14 protein-coding genes are annotated in these 18,006 nt (G+C 44.6%); 13 read left to right on the top strand and 1 reads right to left on the bottom strand.

Translation table 11 applies throughout. The features are described from left to right. Nucleotides 1–7: 7 nt before the first annotated feature. From NSQ29_RS17250 to NSQ29_RS17195, 12 genes are all read left to right on the top strand, one after another. On the top strand, nt 8–847 hold the full coding sequence (locus NSQ29_RS17250; protein ID WP_341125667.1) for an amidohydrolase family protein: 840 nt from the start codon (nt 8–10) through the stop codon (nt 845–847). A gap of 49 nt (nt 848–896) precedes the next feature. Continuing rightward, nucleotides 897–2,666 carry an IlvD/Edd family dehydratase gene (locus NSQ29_RS17245; RefSeq protein ID WP_341125666.1) on the top strand — a complete coding sequence of 590 codons (1,770 nt, stop codon included), beginning with the start codon at nt 897–899 and terminating at the stop codon, nt 2,664–2,666. 1,013 nt (nt 2,667–3,679) lie between these two features. Then, the gene (locus tag NSQ29_RS17240) at nt 3,680–4,696 is read left to right on the top strand and encodes an NAD-dependent epimerase/dehydratase family protein (protein ID WP_341126783.1); all 1,017 of its coding nucleotides are present in this window, start codon (nt 3,680–3,682) and stop codon (nt 4,694–4,696) included. Further along, the gene (locus NSQ29_RS17235; RefSeq protein ID WP_341125665.1) at nt 4,696–5,766 is read left to right on the top strand and encodes a dihydrodipicolinate synthase family protein; all 1,071 of its coding nucleotides are present in this window, start codon (nt 4,696–4,698) and stop codon (nt 5,764–5,766) included. Before NSQ29_RS17240 ends, NSQ29_RS17235 begins: the two co-directional genes overlap by 1 nt. A 126-nt stretch (nt 5,767–5,892) precedes the next feature. Then, nucleotides 5,893–7,074 (top strand): MalY/PatB family protein, encoded by a 1,182-nt coding sequence (locus NSQ29_RS17230; protein WP_339270165.1) that lies wholly within the window; start codon nt 5,893–5,895, stop codon nt 7,072–7,074. A 117-nt stretch (nt 7,075–7,191) separates the two neighbouring features. Then, nucleotides 7,192–7,500 carry a hypothetical protein gene (locus NSQ29_RS17225; protein WP_076283228.1) on the top strand — a complete coding sequence of 103 codons (309 nt, stop codon included), beginning with the start codon at nt 7,192–7,194 and terminating at the stop codon, nt 7,498–7,500. Nucleotides 7,501–7,542: 42 nt separating this feature from the next. After that, nucleotides 7,543–8,493, top strand: coding sequence for a nucleoside hydrolase (locus NSQ29_RS17220; protein ID WP_042186741.1), 951 nt, complete (start codon nt 7,543–7,545; stop codon nt 8,491–8,493). A 159-nt stretch (nt 8,494–8,652) separates the two neighbouring features. Further along, nucleotides 8,653–9,906, top strand: coding sequence for a stalk domain-containing protein (locus NSQ29_RS17215; protein ID WP_341125664.1), 1,254 nt, complete (start codon nt 8,653–8,655; stop codon nt 9,904–9,906). Between the two features lie 164 nt (nt 9,907–10,070). Then, nucleotides 10,071–10,994 carry an AraC family transcriptional regulator gene (locus NSQ29_RS17210; protein ID WP_341125663.1) on the top strand — a complete coding sequence of 308 codons (924 nt, stop codon included), beginning with the start codon at nt 10,071–10,073 and terminating at the stop codon, nt 10,992–10,994. A gap of 175 nt (nt 10,995–11,169) precedes the next feature. After that, nucleotides 11,170–12,117 carry a radical SAM protein gene (locus tag NSQ29_RS17205; protein WP_341125662.1) on the top strand — a complete coding sequence of 316 codons (948 nt, stop codon included), beginning with the start codon at nt 11,170–11,172 and terminating at the stop codon, nt 12,115–12,117. A gap of 232 nt (nt 12,118–12,349) precedes the next feature. Continuing rightward, entirely contained in the window at nt 12,350–13,318 is a 969-nt protein-coding gene (locus tag NSQ29_RS17200; RefSeq protein WP_341125661.1) for a bile acid:sodium symporter family protein, read from the top strand. A gap of 215 nt (nt 13,319–13,533) precedes the next feature. Continuing rightward, nucleotides 13,534–15,567, top strand: a complete 2,034-nt coding sequence (locus tag NSQ29_RS17195; protein ID WP_341125660.1) for a methyl-accepting chemotaxis protein — start codon at nt 13,534–13,536, stop codon at nt 15,565–15,567. A gap of 150 nt (nt 15,568–15,717) precedes the next feature. Here NSQ29_RS17195 and NSQ29_RS17190 read toward each other — a convergent pair whose 3' ends face one another. Further along, nucleotides 15,718–16,998 (bottom strand): histidine--tRNA ligase, encoded by a 1,281-nt coding sequence (locus NSQ29_RS17190; RefSeq protein WP_341125659.1) that lies wholly within the window; start codon nt 16,996–16,998, stop codon nt 15,718–15,720. Between the two features lie 353 nt (nt 16,999–17,351). Between NSQ29_RS17190 and NSQ29_RS17185 the strand changes: the two genes are divergently transcribed. After that, nucleotides 17,352–18,005, top strand: a complete 654-nt coding sequence (locus NSQ29_RS17185; protein WP_341125658.1) for an HD domain-containing protein — start codon at nt 17,352–17,354, stop codon at nt 18,003–18,005. Nucleotide 18,006: the final 1 nt, after the last annotated feature.

Raw genomic sequence — 18,006 nt, 5'->3', positions numbered from 1 at the left:
AGTAGGGATGATCTTCGATTGTCATACCCATTTGTTTGGACCGGGAATGGTTTCAGGACCTACGGATGAGGCGATCAAACGGGCTTGGGGACCGAATATGAATATCGAAGCAACCCCCGAGCAACATCGTAGTAATTTGGAAGGATTCTCTGGTGCTATCGTATTGGCCATGGCAGCGCATGCAACAGGACTGGTTGTACCGAATGCGTATGTCGCAGATTACTGTCGTACGGATCCAAATCGGTTATTCGGTTTTGCGAGCGTAGATCCCAATCATCTGGATTGTGTTGCTGAATTTGAGACTGCGATCCGTGAGATGGGATTAAAAGGGCTGAAGCTTGCGCCTATCTATCAGAATTTTTATCCTGATGATCCCCGGCATTATGCCCTCTATGCCAAAGCAGAACAGCTAGATGTACCTATTCTTTGGCATCAAGGAACCTCTTTTGTACCGGAGGGTTATCTGGATGCATCAAGGCCGGCGATGCTGGACCCGATTGCCCGTGCTTTTCCGAAGCTGAAGATGATTGTGGCACATATGGGTCATCCATGGATTGATGAATGTATTTCATTGGTGCGCAAGCATCCTAATCTGTATATGGATGTTTCTGCTTTAGGAAGTAGACCTTGGCAATTTTACAATGCACTGGTGTCTGCGATGGAATATGGGGTTCAAGATAAAATATTGTTTGGGTCGGATTATCCGTTCTTTGGGACACAGAAGATGCTGGATGCTCTGTACCATATCAATGATCTGGCGGAGGGAACGAAGCTGCCAAAAATACCGCAAAAATATATTGAGGACATAATACATCGTCTAACACCGGAAATTCTTGGTTTTATCTGAAACATTTATGCTTGGTCTATAAGCGAGGTTGTTAAAAGGAGATGGGGTCATGGCGGAGTGCAGGGACAGCGAGGAGAGTGTGGCTGAATCCGGTGATAAGTTGAAGAGCGAGGCCTATTTTCAGGAAAAAGATTTATGGGGATTTATCCATCGTTCCTTCACGAAGTCTATGGGGTACACCGAAGAAGATCTCCGCAAGCCAGTGATCGGCATTTGCAACACGTTCAGTGAGCTGAATAAATGCCATTCCCATTTTAATGAATTGGTGGATTATGTGAAGCGTGGTGTTTGGCAGGCAGGGGGAGTGCCGATGGAATTCCCGACGATCTCGATTGGTGAGCCTTATGTGAAGCCTACAACGATGCTGTTGCGTAATTTGATGGCGATGGATACGGAAGAAATGATGAAAGGGCATCCCATTGATGGCGTAGTGCTGCTAGGGGGTTGCGACAAAACGGTACCCGCTCAGCTGATGGCAGCCGCTAGTGCCAATATTCCAGCCATTGTGCTGACAGGTGGCCCTATGCTAAACGGTCGACTGGGCGGCCGTAGCCTTGGAGCGTGCACGGATTGTTATGGCTTTACGCTGGAGCATAAAGCCGGAAATATAAGTGACGAAGAGCTGGCTGTTGCAGAGAATGCAATTTGCCGTAGTGATGGTCACTGCATGGTGATGGGCACAGCAAGCACGATGGCCTCGATCGCCGAAGCGATCGGCATGGCGTTACCGGGCTGTGCGGCTATTCCGGCTCCGGACAGCAGACGCAGGCATATGTCCGAGCGAACGGGCAAGCAGATCGTAGAGCTGGTTCGCCAGGGCATTCGTCCCCGCGACATCATGACTGCAGCGGCGATAGAGAATGCGATCACAGTTACGATGGCGAGCGGCGGATCGACGAACGCTATCATCCATCTTATAGCGATCTCCCAGCGGCTAGGGATGAAACTGCCTTTAGAGACATTTGACCGGATCAGTAGTCAGACCCCGTTTATTTTGAACCTGCGTCCTTCGGGCAAATATCAGATGGAGGAGTATTTCGAGGCAGGTGGTGTACCCGCGCTGATGAAGGAGCTGGAGCCGCTGCTGCATGGGGATTGTTTGACTGTAACAGGCAGAACGGTTGCAGAAAATCTGGTTCAGGCAACGACACTGGACAGAGATGTGATTCGTACCTTGGAGGAGCCGCTGGACAGCCAAGGTGGGATTGCTGTGTTGCGCGGGAATCTGGCGCCGGATGGGGCGCTGATCAAGCAAACCGCTGTATCCGCTCATCTCAAAAAGCATATCGGATGCGCAGTAGTGTTCGAGAGCCCCGCCGATCTCAATAAGCGGATCGATGATCCTGATCTGGTCGTGGATGAGAACAGTGTGCTAGTGCTTAAAAACGCAGGTCCGAAGGGTGCTCCAGCGATGCCGGAGATCGGGCAAATCCCGATTCCACAAAAGCTGCTGAAGCAGGGCATACGCGACATGGTCCGCATCTCTGACGCGCGGATTAGCGGTACTTCCTATGGCGCATTAATTGTACATGCGGCGCCGGAAGCTGCTGTTGGTGGTACGCTGGCGCTTGTGCAGGATGGCGACGAAATTGAGCTGGATATTTCCGCGAGGCGCTTGGAGCTGAAGGTGTCCGATGAAGAATTGGCACGACGTAGGGTCTCATGGCAAGCGCCCAAGCCGCACTACGACAGAGGGTATGGCTTGCTGTTTCATGAGCGTGTGCTTCAAGCGAACCTCGGTTGTGACTTTGACTTTCTTCTCCCTGTTGAGCTTAGAGAAGAGTTGCTGAGCGAGAGGGAATCGGTGCACTCGAAATAATAGCCGAGACTGAAATAATCTAATGCTTGTGAAGATAAAATAGCTGCACTTTATACAACTACAGTATATCGTAATCGTCTCATTTGGACTTTAATTGCACTTCATACAATTAAATCTTATCAAATCGCTGTTTGTAGTCTCATTCTGGATTATTAATTGCAGATAGTACAACTAAATTGCCATATACGGGAACAGGAGTTGTTATAAGTGTACGAAATACACTTATATCGCACGAATTGTACAAATTGTACGAATCGCACGTATCGCACGTATCGCACGCATTGCACGAATCGCAAGTGTCGCGCATGTCGCAAATATCGCACGAATCGTACGTATTTGCGGCTCCGGAAGTGGCTATCGGAGGAATTGCGACCCTTGTGCAGGATGGCGACGAAATTGAGTTGGATATTTCCACGAGGCGCTAGGGCTGTAGGTGTTGGAAGAGAATGAGACCAAGCGTCGGATTACAAGGTAAGCGCCTAAGCTACACTACGACAAGGGTTAGTATGAGTTTACTAGATTGGCTGTATAGACTTAATTTACTGGACTGAGCTGGACTGAGCTTGATTGATTGCTTTAATTGATTTGAATGAGATGATTGCTTTGCTTTGAGTGATTGCATTTTATGCAATAGATTCCGCTCTAGAGAGGCTGGACTTTGATTCTATTGCATTTTGTGCAATGAAATTTCAGGTAATCACCACTAAACGAGCTTATAGCGGGAATCTGATGTATGAAGTGCAATAGATTCATTTTTTAGCGATGAATTTGGAAATTCTATTGCACATTCTGCAATCAGGGAGTTAGTTTTCGATTGTAGCAAGCTGGTTTGTGAATGTAGCTAGTTAGCTTTCGATTGTAGTTAGCTTGGTTTCCGATCACAACAAGCTAGTTTCTAATCTCAGCTAGCCTGGTTCCCAATTACAACTAGCATCGTGTCCGATTACACCAAGCTTTGAGGTCATTTGTGGTAAAAGCAACAAACTTGAGTCAATAGAGAGGAGAGTTCAATGATGCGAACCGTTCAAGAGTTGGAGGAGCGCTTGGCAAGTCCATCGGCAGCCCTGATTGAGGAACTTAGCCAGCTCGATGGAGATATTATGCTACTAGGCGTGGGGGGCAAGATGGGACCCAGTCTCGCAAGGCTAGCGGTGAATGCAATTCGCCAAGCGGGGCTAGACAAGAAAGTTATCGGCGTTTCCCGCTTCTCGAATAAGGAGCTGAGACGAGAGCTTGAAGAGGCCGGGGTCGAGATTATCTCCGCCGATTTGTCTGACGATAAGGCGCTGCAGGCACTCCCTGAAACCCAAAATATTCTCTATATGGCCGGGAATAAATTCGGCACGACCGGGAATGAGCATTTCACTTGGATGATGAATGCCTATCTGCCGGGCCGCGTTGCGGAACGTTTCCGTAATTCACGAATGGTTGTATTCTCGACAGGCAACGTTTACCCTTTTACTCCGGTCAGCCAAGGAGGCGCAACGGAAAGAACTTCTCCGAACGCGAAGGGGGAGTATGGGCAATCCTGTCTGGGCCGGGAGCGTATATTTGAACATTTCTCTCATAAAAATGGAACGCCGATGTTCATTTATCGGCTGAATTACGCCATTGATCTGCGGTATGGTGTGTTACTGGAGCTTGCTCGATCGGTTAGGGAGGGACTTCCCATTGATATCACAATGGGTCATGCCAATGTGATCTGGCAAGGGGATGCGAATGAAATCGCATTGCGAGCACTGCTGCGTTGCAGTTCGCCGCCTAATGTCATGAACATTACTGGGCCTGAGACATTGTCCCTGCGCTGGGCTGCGAATGAATTCGGCCGAAAGTTAGGCATTGAGCCGATTTTTACAGGTGCAGAAGCACCTACTGCACTGCTAAGTAATGCAGCGAAAGCCGCTGCTACCTTTGGCTATCCGCGGGTATCGCTGGCCGAAATGATCGACTGGATTGGCGATTGGGTAGGGCAAGGCGGAGAAACCTGGAATAAACCCACGCATTTTCAGGAGCGGGAGGGCAAATATTAATGACACTGACAAGAGTACCTTTGACTTCGGAATTACATGCCGCGCTTCATGATGGGTTGGCTATTCCCGCACATCCTCTCGCCTTAACTAAAGAGCGCAAGCTGGATGAGCGACGTCAACGGGCACTTACCCGATATTATGTTGCTTCCGGGGCGGGTGGAGTCGCGGTTGCCGTGCATTCTACTCAATTCGAGATCAGGGATCCAGAAGTAGGGCTGCTGGAACCTGTGTTACGTCTAGCTGCAGAAGAGGTGGAACTTGCCCAGCTAAATCGGCCATTCATGAAAGTAGCGGGTATTTGCGGTGGGACGGAGCAGGCTGTTCTTGAAGCGCGCCTTGCTGCAAGCTTTGGTTATGAATCAGGACTGCTCAGTATGGGAGGCTTGCAAGACTTAAGCGAGGAAGAACTGCTGGAACGAACACGCAGAGTGGCGGATGTGATTCCGGTATTTGGTTTCTACCTTCAGCCGTCGGTGGGAGGACGGATTTTAAGTTTTGATTTTTGGAAGGCATTTGCTGAAATAGAAGGCGTAATCGCCATCAAAATGGCACCGTTCAATCGTTATCAAACGCTGGATGTAGTCAGAGCCGTACTTGAATCCAGCCGCCGCGAAGAAATTGCCCTTTATACAGGAAATGATGATAATATTATCAGCGATCTGCTCACGACCTTCCGATTTAAGGTGAACGGCAAGCCCGTTGAGAAAAAAATAGTCGGCGGCCTACTCGGTCACTGGGCAGTCTGGACGAGCAGAGCAGTACAGCTGCTTAATGAGATTAAAAAGGTCAGAAGTGAACCCTCGTTGGCATCCCATTGGTTGACGCTTGGGGCTGAAGTGACGGATAGCAATGCGGCGATATTTGATCCCGCGAATCATTTTCATGGCTGTATCCCGGGTATTCATGAAGTACTTCGCCAACAAGGATTGCTTGAAGGCTTATGGTGTCTAAATCCGGAGGAACGATTATCCCCGGGGCAAGTGGAGGAAATCAACAGAGTGCGCAGAGACTATCCCCATCTGGTGGATGATGGATTTGTGGCATCGCATTTGGAAGAGTGGCTGCAATAACACGTAGTTGTATAAGAGTTAAGGAGGGCGCACTTTCGACAAGTGCGTTCTTTCTTATCCAGAGTGCGATATCCTCCGCCTCATGATACAATAAGGGACAAGTTTATAAGGATGAGGTGACTTTAATTGAAGTATGATTTCGATCGCGTAATTGACCGCCGTAATACACGTTCTTACAAGTGGGACCAGTCCGAGAAGTTGTTTGGTGAGAAGGATATTATGCCACTTTGGGTGGCAGACATGGATTTTGAAAGTCCTCCTGCAGTGAAGGAAGCGATTCTGCGCCGCGCAGAACAAGGGGTTTACGGATACAGTGTACCTAGTGACTCTTATAAAGAAGCTATCACGTCGTGGTTCAGAAGACGGCATGATTGGGAAATTAAACCGGAATGGATTTCGGATTCTCCCGGAATCGTAACCTCCTTAAGTTTTGCTGTAGAGCTGTTTACCGAGCCAGGGGACGAGGTTATTTTACAGTCGCCAGTCTATTATCCCTTCTATGACGTCATCCAAATGAATGATCGCAAGGTCGCCAAGAATCCGCTTGTTATTCGTAATGGACGCTTCGAGATGGATTATGAGCAATTGGAAGGGCTGATGCAAGGTGGAGCCAAGCTGCTGCTTTTATGTAGTCCGCATAATCCGGGTGGTAGAGTATGGGAAAGAGAAGAGCTGCTGAAGCTTGGTGAGCTCTGTCTGCGTTATGGAGTGACCGTAATCTCTGATGAGATTCATTGTGATTTGGCGCTTCCAGGTTATGAGCATATCCCTTTTGCATCCTTATCTGAGGAAATTGCGAATATTACACTAACCACACTTGCCGCGACCAAAACCTTCAATCTACCGGGGTTACAATCTTCTTTTATCGTGTCTTCCAATCCGGAATTGAAGCTTAAATTTGATCGAAAAATGAAAGCCTTGAGTTTACATATGGCTAGCTACTTCGCCCAAGGTGCAGTAGAAGCTGCCTATAATGATGGAGAAGAATGGTTGGATGAGCTTTTAGAGTACGTGTCCGGCAATGTGGACTATGCGATTAGCTATCTGTCGGAGCATTTACCACAGGTCCAAGTGATGCAGCCACAAGGCACATACCTGCTATGGGTTGATTGCCGTGGTCTAAATCTGGATATAGATGGACTTAAACAGCTGATGTACAAAGAGGCTAAAGTTGCTTTTAATGAAGGCTCTGTCTTTGGAACTGAGGGACAAGGTCATCTGCGGATCAATCTAGCTTGTCCTAGATCTATTCTAGTTGAAGCGCTGGAACGCTTTTGCCGAGCAGCTGTAGCTTATACTGCGAAATAAAAGGTATTCCTGAAGCTTGATGATTCCTTCTAAGGGGATCGTCGAGCTTCTTTATTTTGCAAAAAGGTAAAAAGAATAATAAAATGGAGTCCATTACGTCAAGCAGGAGGACTTCAAATGAAATGGGTAGCTCAGCTTCCGTATTATAAGATACAGCGAGAAATTAAGGATGGAGAACAACGAAGTATTACATGCAATCGCTTAATGTATTTGTACAAAGATAGAGTCGTGACTCGTCATCGTGAATTTCCAATAAAAGATATTTTAGATATGTCCTATCGCTCAATGGGAGGTTCAGAGGGGATGTTCTATCTGTATACGAGTAAGGGTGTATATACTTATTTGGTAGAGTGTGATCCTGAAAGCTTTATTCATACTTTTAAAGAACAGCAAATGAATAAAATTGAGCGTACTGGTAGGCCGTGATATGATAATCCATACGACATTGCAGGGTGGGAGAGAACATAAATGAGCAAAACACGAATTATTATTGATGCAGACACAGGTATTGATGACGCACTGGCGATTTTGTATGCCTTACGCGCTCCAAACGTAATTGTAGAAGGAATTACAACCGTTTTTGGGAATATTGATGTCGACAAGGCGGCGGACAATTCACTGCGGCTAATTGAGCTTGCTAAGCCTGGTTATGAGATTCCTGTAGCCATCGGAGCATCCAAGGCACTTGTTCGTGAGCACTCAGGCTACGCCACTCATGTGCATGGTGAGAACGGTATTGGTAATGTGGAAATCGCTCCATCCAGCCAGCGTCCCATTAGCGAAACTGCATCTGAGTTTATTGTTCGGATGGCTAATGAGAATCCCGGAGAAATTGTATTAGTTACACTGGCACATCTAACCAACCTTTCGATGGCGCTTGATATGGACCCTGGGATTAAGAATACTTTGAAAAAAGTAGTAGTGATGGGCGGTACGATCTTCAATCCCGGCAATAGAACACCGGTTGCGGAAGCGAATATTGCTGGAGACCCTGAGGCTGCAGATCATGTATTTACATCTGGACTTCCCGTTATGATGGTGGGTTTAGACGTTACGCTTAAGACGCGGATTACCCAAGAGCATATCGATTTGTTAAACCGTTTTGGACGTGAAGAGAATAAAGCGATCATTTCGTTTATGGAACAATCGCTCACTCATTATTTTAATTTCTATCGTGAAGCGAACTTTTTGATTAACAGTGCACCGCTGCATGATCCACTTGCACTTATGGTTGCGCTGCAACCAGACCTTGTAACTTACAAAGAAATGAATGTTCGTGTGGAGCACAAAGGTGAATTTACATCGGGAATGGTCGTAGCGGATTTGCGGGCTCAGCCAAAAGTGGGTAAACCCATACAAGTTGCTGTGGATGTAGATGTTGAACGAGCAGTGGGAACCTTTTTGAGCGTGTTTATGTAATTCTGTCGAACCTCTACTAATATGAAAAATAATTTCGAAGCTCATAGATGACAATCTATTAATTTTACAATTGGATAATCTTTGGTAAAATGGTAGAAGACATATAAAGAGTTTAAGAGATTACACTTCATATTATGGAAGATGGGAGACTTAACAGTCATGAACAAACGGATTGGCAAATTGGTTTTATGTCTAGCGATTTCGCTAGGCGGCACCACGGCATTATTCCAAAACACTACACAAGCAGCACCCGCAGGTGGAGTTAGTATTGTGCTGGATGGTTATGCACTGCCGTTTCCAGTAGAGCCTGTTGTGATAAACGGAACAACGATGGTTCCATTCCGGGCGATATCAGAAGCGCTGGGGATCAACGTAGAGTGGAATCAAGCGCTTAAGAAAATTACCGCGACCAAGACGAATACAGCGGGTACTAAAGTGGTAACGTTGACCCTTGGTAGTAAAAATGCAGGCGTAAACGGCGAAGTTGTGAAGCTAGGGGTTGCCCCGCAAACGATCCGTAATAACACGATGATTCCACTCAGCTTTTTCGGCCAGCAGTTTGGTGCGGGCGTAGCATGGGATCAAGCAACCAAAACGGTATCGATCACTTCACCAAAGACGGATATGTATAAGCTGGGCTTTTATGCGCTTAGCTCATACAGTGAAATTTCGTTACTTCCTAGCTTCGATGCTGTAGCTTTTGGGTGGAGCGGGATTGATAAAAGTGGACAATTCACCACAACAGGCACTGATTTTAGATGGCCTCAAGCAGCTGGGGATGTAACCCCAGAGTCTATTGTCTCGAATGCAGCAGCAGGTGGCACAGCGCCTTATCTGATGGTCTTTTCTGGTGACACTGCAGCGGAGCTCACGAAGAATCTGGAAGATAAAGCGCTTCAAGAGCAGACGATTACAGGAATCGTTGATCTGGCTACACAAAAGGGATTCCAAGGTATCACACTGGATCTCGAAGGACTGGGTCTAACGGGAGATAAAGCAAAGGTGCAAGCCGATTACAATGCTTTTGTGAAGAATTTGTCTCAAAAAGCACATGCAGCAGGTCTTAAGCTCACGGTTATTCTTCATCCATTAAACAGCTCTTATAAAGGTTATGATTACAAGACGCTGGGAAGCCTCGCAGACGATTTGGTCATTATGGCTTATGATTATTTGCAAGAGAAAAAAATTCCAGAGCCGATGAGTTTAGTTGATGAAGGCATCCGGCTTGCACTTCAGCAAGTGAGTAAGGATAAGCTGATTCTCGGTATTTCCGTATACAGTGAGAATGAAACATCAGTAAATTCCAAGGTTGGACTTGCCAAACGTTATGGACTTAAAGGGATTGCAATCTGGCGTGTGGGCTTGATTGGACAGCCTGTCTGGAATGAGATGGGCAAGTCGGTGGAGTTGTAGGCGGAATTCATTGTCTTCTAGAACACAACGATCAAAAAGAATGGTACCGCGAAGGTTAAACCTATCGCCTCTTTGAAGGTGATAGGTTTTTTCTATTCAGAATTTTATGGTAATGGGATTTCTATTAATCATTTATTTATCAGCGCGGAATTGAGGTGAATCAAATGAACAATGATTACAGGGTTCGTATTCAGACTGTTCTTCATTTTATAGAGGAAAACATAGATCAAGAAATCAACCTAGAGATGCTTGCTGAAATTTCTAATTTTTCAAAGTATCATTTTTCTAGAGTTTTTTCTGCAATTACAAACAAAACACCAATGACCTATCTAACGGAAAGACGTCTAGTTCGTGCAGTCGCTTATCTTGAAACAACGAATAAAACCATGCTAGATATCTCAACTTTATGCGGTTTTAGTTCCATCTCGAGTTTTAATTCATCTTTTAGAAAGCTATTTAAGACAACCCCAAGGGAGATGAGAAGATCCAAGCAAGAACATAGCAATAATCAGTTAATGTCCAGCAATAATCAGGAAGAATTAGCTCCTTCTAAAAATTATGATGTGAATAGCAACAACAATAATAATTTTCTAAGGAGAGTATGGCAAATGAACATTGAAGTAAAAGAACTTCCAAGTTATCAAGTGGCGTATGTAAGGCATGTTGGTAGCTATCTTGAAACGTATAAAGCATGGGCTACACTCAGCAAATGGGTTGCGAAAAACAATTTACCAGCAACAGAATATTTTATCGGCATCTCTTTAGATGACCCTAGCGCAACTGACGAGTATTCTTGCAGGTATGATGCTTGCATAACTATTCCGAGAGAGTTTTCTATAGAAGGCGATTCAGGCATATCCTTCCAAACATTATCTGGTGGTCTTTATGCCCGGTACCAGTTTTATGACACGATTGATAAATTCGCAATTGCTTATCAAAGTGTGTACGGACAATGGCTGCCTAATAGTGAATATGAGCCGGATGATCGATATGCGCTCGAGTTTTGTATGAATGATCCCTATACTGACCCTGAAGGGAAGGCAAAAGTTGACCTTTACATCCCTATAAAGAGTATTGGTGGGGAGTAAACAAACTGGATTTGGTTGTGGAAATTAAATTGATGACGACTGAAGCTGCTGACCTGGATTTCTCAAACACACTTCGACTGTTATATACCTCACATTAACCTAAGCCATAAACCTTTATAATCTCTAAGATTGAACCCTTGAATCAAATCATTATTTTTCAGGAGGACTTTAGAGAATGAGATATAAAGCATTGGAACTAGACAAACCGCTTACTTATGAGCTGGAAGGCTTAGAAATAGGAGTTTCCTCGAACTGTAATTTTCGCTGCGATTATTGTTGTGCGTATAATAGAAATGATGGACAAAGCATCAAGGCTAAAGAGGTTATCCGAATTCTTGAAGAGCTTCCTGGTCTGAAAAGAGTACGCTTATCAGGTGGCGAGGTTACATTAAAGTTCGATGACTGTGTGGAGATTGTAACCTACTGCTCATCCAGAGGGATTCAGACACAGCTCAATTCGAACGGCAGTCTTTTAAATGCTGAACGGATTGATCAATTAGTCGCGGCAGGATTAACGACGATACATATTTCCTTCAATTTTACTACAGCGGACGCCTTCTCTCGTTATTATAATATTCATCCAAGCATTTACGAGAAAATTAGAGAGAACATTACTATGTTCGCGGCAACTAGTGTAGATACGGTGCTGGAAACGCTGTTGTTCAGCGAAACTCAGGATAATATGAAGGAAATTAGTGATCACGTATATGCGATGGGTGTTAGAACACATGAGATTCAGAACAGTATTATCATGGATCATACGGGTTGGAAGTCTATAGCTGCCCGTGAACAATTAAAGAATGCTGTGAGTGAACTGATCGCTATGAAGAAAGAGGATACGACCCTGTATTTCACTTGCATGGACCGGTTTATGGATGCGCTTGGGTTCGAGGAGCAACCGGGCGTTTATTTTCCACACTGCATTGAGGGCAAGAAACAGCTTCATCTACATGGCAATGGAGACATCCTGATCTCTGAATTATGTCATCCCGTTATTATTGGAAACATTTATCAGGGAACCTCACTGAAGGACTTATATAGTAACATGCCAGCGCCTTTGGCTCAGTTCCTGGATAAACTGCCATGCCCAGCACTGGACGCATTGTTTCCGCAAGGGGTTTAAATCGTTAAGCATTGCTATAAAATTACTACTTGGAGCCAATTTATTGAATTGGTTCCTTTTTTGTGTAGTAGATTAATGGAAAGTCCTGTATGATTTCTTTAAGCTTATAGAGACTGCTACAACTTAAATTTGCGGATAAGGAATGTATGACATCCATACATAAGGTGTGCGACACATGCTTACGAATATAAGAAATGGACTCATCAAATCCAATGTTGTTCTCGAAAAAATCATGCCATTATTAACACCTACTGCCATCGTGGTTGGTGTGCTTAATGAAAGCAGACTGCTACCATTCACAGGTCTCGTCCCATGGATATTCGCCTTTATGACATTGATCGGAAGCTTGAAATCCAATCTCAAGGATCTGCTGGGCGTATTGCTGAAACCACAGAAGTTGATCGTGTTGATGATTATTCTTCATATTGTGATGCCGCTCATTGGCTGGCTCGTTGCAAGTGCTGTTTTTCCGGGAGATCCTTACACAGTGACAGGATTTGTACTATTGTTTGCGATCCCAACGGGTGTCGTTAGCGTGGTGTGGGTATCCATATACGGCGGGAACATTGCACTAACTTTGGCACTTATTCTAATCGATACGCTCTTGTCACCGATTGTCGTTCCGGGTACCTTGTATTTGCTCATGGGAGCGAGTGTGGAGATTCAGCTTGGGGAAATGATGAAAGGACTCCTATGGATGGTTGTCATTCCTTCGGTAGTCGGGATGCTTCTGAATCAATGGACAAAAGGCAAGGTGAATACGGTATGTGGACCTCCGCTTTCCCCATTTGTAAAGGTTGGGTTGTTCATGGTCGTTTCTATTAATGGTGCTAGCATTGCTCGTTATCTGAAACACCCGGATAGTAAATTAGCGATTATTATTGGCGTAACCTTCGTAACCGTAGTTCTCGGATATGTAATCGGAGCATTGGTATCGCGTCGTTTCCGCTTTAGCTACGAAGATTCTGTGGCCGTACAATTTAATTCCGGCATGCGTAATTTAAGCGCGGGAGCTGTGCTCGCAGTAAAATATTTTCCTCCGGCTGTTGCACTCCCTGTGATTTCAGGAATGTTATTCCAGCAAATTCTGGCTGCAATGTCTGGTCTGTTTTTACGTAGCAGAACTAAACACCCTTTAACAGATGGTGCAATCACGCAAGTTTCCCCAGCATCCCAGTCAGAACCGCCTATTTCATTTTAGAAATAAAACAGGTCTTAATAACTAGTAAAAAGAAGATGACCGAACTAGTAGAACTAGTTTTTTCTGCATTTATATGCAAAAATTCGACATTTTTTGATATTTTCCGTATTTTCGCTTCGTCAATATTCACTAATTTATCATCATATCCGATAGTAGTTGTATTATTTACAATTGCATTGTTCTCTAATGAACAGTAGTCGGAAGGATGAGGGAAAATGAAGATTCGTCTTAAACTATCACTTATGATGATAGGTGTGACCCTATTATGTATTGCAGTAATGGGGGTTTTTACATATTTAAGGTCAACTCAGGCCATTGTGAGCCTTACTGAGAATTCTATGAAGCAGGTCAATACGAATAAAGCTCAGACCATATCGGCTATGATTTCGAAGGAGCAGAGAAGTATTGAACTTATTGCGGGAAGGTCGGAAATTGTCGAATTATTACTCCAAGCAGGGAATGGTGGCGTCGCCAAGGGGAGTAAGCTACAGAATGAGGTAAATATCAGCCTTCAGGGAATTGTGAAGGATGCTGGGAACCTCGAACATGCTTTTGTCAGTGATATGAATGGCATCGCTGTGGCTGACAGTGATATTAAGCTTATAGGTACGGATTTCAGTGATAGAAATTATACGAAGAAAGTAATGGAGACTGCGGCGCCGGTAATTAGCGAAACACTAAAATCGAAATCTACTGGGGCTTATGTGGTAGGATTTGTACATCCGGTTAAGAGTAACGGGAAGATGATTGGATATGTAGCTTCAGCGGTTTCCGCAGATAGTATGATTAAGTATTTAGCAGATGCAAAAGTAGTAAATACAACGACTTCGTATGCTTATCTTCTCGATGAGAATGGGAATACACTGTATCATCCGGATAAGAAGCAAGTAGGACAACCTGTTGCCAATGATCAGATCATGGCTGTGGTGAAGCGTGTGAAATCTGGTGAAAAAGTAGAAGATAGCCTGCTTAGCTATACATATAATGATGTGGATAAAAAATCAGCCTATACCGTTATGCCTGAGACCCACTGGTTGCTTGGGATAACCGCAAATTTAGATGAAATTGTAAAACCTGTGAATGAGATGAGAAGCTTTAATCTGTTTCTGGGTGCAGGAAGTTTGATTATTGCATTGTTGATTGCTTTATATTTTGCCCAAAAAATCTCTTCACCGATTGCTAAACTGACAGAGTTGATAAATAGAACGGCAGAGCTGAATTTGACGTATGACTCCCAGTACGAGTATCTGACGAAAAACAAAGATGAAACAGGTACGATAGCCATAGCGATGCTCCGAACACGGGTTATTCTTCGTGATATGGCGGGTAGTCTAATCATGATCTCGACCAAGGTGCTTGATAATGCGGAGACTCTTGAAAAGCTGTCTATAGATGTACGGGAGAATGCTCATGATAATTCGGCAACTACACAGCAGCTTTCGGCAGGGATGGAGGAGACAGCAGCTTCAACACAAGAGATGACGGCAGCGATAACTGAAATTGATATTAATGTGTCCGAGATCTCCAGTAATGTGAAGGAAGGCGCTGAAGTTTCCAAGCAGATCAGTGAGCGGGCGATGGTGTTACAAGATGAGGCGATAGAGTCTACGGATAATGCGAAGCGAGTGTATGAATCTGTTCGTATCGATATGGAAAAAGCAATTGAACAGTCGAGTGCGATCTCAGAGATTAATGTACTGGCGGATACGATTCTATCGATTACTAGTCAGACCAATCTGCTTGCTTTGAATGCAGCGATCGAAGCGGCTAGAGCAGGTGAGGCAGGTAGAGGATTTGCTGTTGTAGCTGGTGAAATCCGCAAGTTGGCTGAGAAATCGTCAGAGACTGCGGCTGGGATTCAAGGGGTCGTTTCAGGAGTTTATGCTTCTGTTGAACTAATGAAGGAAAATTCAGAGGCGTTACTAGCTTTTATTGACCAGAATGTTCTTGGAGACTATGAGCGGTTAACGGAGGTAAGTCAGCAATATAACAGAGATGCTACAACAGTGAATTTGCTGATGAATCAATTTGAGACCGCGGCTGATCATCTAAGTATGGCCGTTTCTAGTATTTCTATAGCGGTCAATGAAGTGGCTGCTACAGTAAATGAGGGGGCTATTGGGATTCAGGATATTGCGGTGAAGACGGCTGATATCGTTGAGAAGACATTCCATGAAGTTACGGTGGCTGACGAGAATACCCAAAGTGCCAAGGAGCTACAGGGGCTGGTAGATCGGTTTAAGATCTAAGTAGGATTAAGGGAATCTTTATCCGTCATTCATAAAATATTAAGCTTGTAAGGTTATAGTACATATATAACCTCCCTTAAATATAAACTTTGCCCCGCCGGCCGTCGGCGGGGTCTTTTTTTATGTGAATCTTTTTAAGCGAATACCAGCTTAGCCAGTGATGAGGTAAATAGCTTCATCCAGCGGAACGATAACCTCTGTTTGTTCCACCATATCTTTCAAACGTACCTTATCAACACTTGATTCGCTTTCGCCGATCAGTATAACGTAACGGATGTTTTTGGATGAAGCTGTGGCGAGCTGCTTTTTTAATTTTCTTTTACCGGATACGAGAGTGGTTCTTATAGAGCAGGCACGCAGCTCGGCTGCTGCAATTAAAGCTTGTGGTAGTGTCTCACCAATGGGAATGACCATAATATTTGCTGCTCTATTTTCTTGGATAGGTCGTTCTGCTAGGAGCGCCATGATTGACTCCATACCAAAAGACAACCCTACCGTAGGATATTGAATATCCTCTCTGCCCACTAGCTGTCCGATAATCGCGTCATATCTGCCTCCGCCACCCAAGCTTGAGGCAAAGGAACCAGATGCATCAAAGATCTCGTAAACTGTTCCTGTGTAGAATGAAAGACCTCGGGATAAGAAAGGATCGAAGCGGCAAATCTCCTGTAGTCCAATGTCTTGGATTAGATTTTGTAGGACGAGAACCTCTGACGCACCCGGTTGTGTTGTGAGATTGTATTTGTCGCATAACTGCTCAAAGCCTGGATTATCCATTTCGATAAGCGCTAGAATCGCCGCGATGGTTGCAGGTTCTAGCCCCTTGCCAATCAACTCGTTCTCCACTCCACTAATGTTGATTTTCTCAAGTTTATCAAGGGTAAGCATAACGGATAGTTGCTCTTCCGCAGGTACGCCGATGGACTCTAGAATCTCACCGAGAAAACGTCGATTGTTCCATTTTAGGATGATAGGAATGTCTAGCTTGCGGAACGCTTCGGTAGCCAGTTGCATTAGCTCAGCTTCAGCCTCAGGGCCGGAAATGCCGACCACATCGACATCACATTGCAGGAATTCACGCAGACGCCCACGTTTTACGGGTCCATCTCGGAACACTTTTCCGATCTCATACCGCTTAAAGGGAAACTCTATCCCTGGATTTAAAGCGATCACTTTGGCAAAAGGGATGGTCAGATCATAGCGTAACCCTACCTTGCGGTTGCCTTGATCTGTAAGTTGGTACATTTCCTTAAGAATTTCGTCCCCGCCTGCATATTTTGAAGTTAATAACTCCAATTCATTTAATAACGTCGTATCCATCGATTCAAAATCATAGAGCTCGAACAAGTCCTGCAGCGTATTTTGAATGTTCTTTCTGAGCGCTTGCTCTTGACCGAAGTAATCATAAGTTCCTTTAATGTTTTGCATCATTAGTAGCTCCTTTGAATTGGCATAGTTTAGAAAATAAAAAAACGCGCAGGACCTCTTGGTCCTGCGCGTGATCTATGCCGCAGGGAGGCCAACGCGAGTAGCGTTAGCCTCCCTGAAAAAATTCAGGAGTGCTAACGCTGTTTGTGATAATAATGAAGTTGATTCAGCATGATTGTATTTGTATTCATCAGAACCAATTCCCTTCGAAATTTTGATTACTGCCGATTATAGCCGATCATTTGGAGTCGTGCAAGCAAGAATTTATAATTTGTTCGATTTCTTGTGGGCGAATGGACAAGTTATCAGCTATAATAGGGCTTCGATATTCCTTAAGGAAAGGGAGTTTTTCTACGATGAATGAATCTTTAATTATAGCTCGAACCGAAGATTTTGTTAAAGAACAACTTGGACAAGATACTACGGGTCATGACTGGTGGCATTGCGATAGAGTGCGCAACACCGCCGCTGAAATTGCCCAGATCGAGAGCTCAGATGTATTTGTTTGCACGATGGCCGCCTTGCTGCATGATGTTGCTGACGAGAAGCTTAATCCATCTAAAGAAGAAGGTTTGCTTAAAGTACGTACTTGGCTTTCTTCAAACCTTACAGATGAGCAACAAATTAATCATATTATGATGATTATTGAGACGATGTCCTTTAGTGGTGGCGGGGGAGAACCGATGCATACGCTTGAAGGCCAAGTGGTTCAAGATGCCGATCGACTTGATGCGCTTGGTGCGATTGGCATTGCCAGAACCTTTATTTTCTCAGGGGCGAAAGGTCGTCCAGCTTATGATCCAGAAGTGTCTCCAAGAGATGAATCGCTTCAAAAGGAGTACAGGGATTACAGCAAAGGAACGGCTATCAATCATTTTTATGAGAAGTTATTAAAATTAAAATTCCTGATGAATACAACCTATGGACGCAAGTTAGCAGAAGAACGGCATGATTTTATGCTTAATTATCTGGACCAGTTCTATAAGGAATGGAATCAAGGGAGCCAATAGC

It is taken from the genome of Paenibacillus sp. FSL F4-0236 (assembly GCF_038000135.1).
Classification (GTDB): Bacteria; Bacillota; Bacilli; order Paenibacillales; family Paenibacillaceae; genus Paenibacillus_AQ.
Note: the sequence above shows the minus strand (reverse complement) of the source record. Positions and strands in the feature narration are given on the sequence as shown.

Coding starts and splice junctions, on each gene's coding strand:
- NSQ29_RS17250 (WP_341125667.1), top strand. CDS start 8: ATGATCTTCGATTGTCATACCCATTTGTTTGGACCGGGAATGGTTTCA.
- NSQ29_RS17245 (WP_341125666.1), top strand. CDS start 897: ATGGCGGAGTGCAGGGACAGCGAGGAGAGTGTGGCTGAATCCGGTGAT.
- NSQ29_RS17240 (WP_341126783.1), top strand. CDS start 3,680: ATGCGAACCGTTCAAGAGTTGGAGGAGCGCTTGGCAAGTCCATCGGCA.
- NSQ29_RS17235 (WP_341125665.1), top strand. CDS start 4,696: ATGACACTGACAAGAGTACCTTTGACTTCGGAATTACATGCCGCGCTT.
- NSQ29_RS17225 (WP_076283228.1), top strand. CDS start 7,192: ATGAAATGGGTAGCTCAGCTTCCGTATTATAAGATACAGCGAGAAATT.
- NSQ29_RS17220 (WP_042186741.1), top strand. CDS start 7,543: ATGAGCAAAACACGAATTATTATTGATGCAGACACAGGTATTGATGAC.
- NSQ29_RS17215 (WP_341125664.1), top strand. CDS start 8,653: ATGAACAAACGGATTGGCAAATTGGTTTTATGTCTAGCGATTTCGCTA.
- NSQ29_RS17210 (WP_341125663.1), top strand. CDS start 10,071: ATGAACAATGATTACAGGGTTCGTATTCAGACTGTTCTTCATTTTATA.
- NSQ29_RS17205 (WP_341125662.1), top strand. CDS start 11,170: ATGAGATATAAAGCATTGGAACTAGACAAACCGCTTACTTATGAGCTG.
- NSQ29_RS17200 (WP_341125661.1), top strand. CDS start 12,350: ATGCCATTATTAACACCTACTGCCATCGTGGTTGGTGTGCTTAATGAA.
- NSQ29_RS17195 (WP_341125660.1), top strand. CDS start 13,534: ATGAAGATTCGTCTTAAACTATCACTTATGATGATAGGTGTGACCCTA.
- NSQ29_RS17190 (WP_341125659.1), bottom strand. CDS start 16,998: ATGATGCAAAACATTAAAGGAACTTATGATTACTTCGGTCAAGAGCAA.
- NSQ29_RS17185 (WP_341125658.1), top strand. CDS start 17,352: ATGAATGAATCTTTAATTATAGCTCGAACCGAAGATTTTGTTAAAGAA.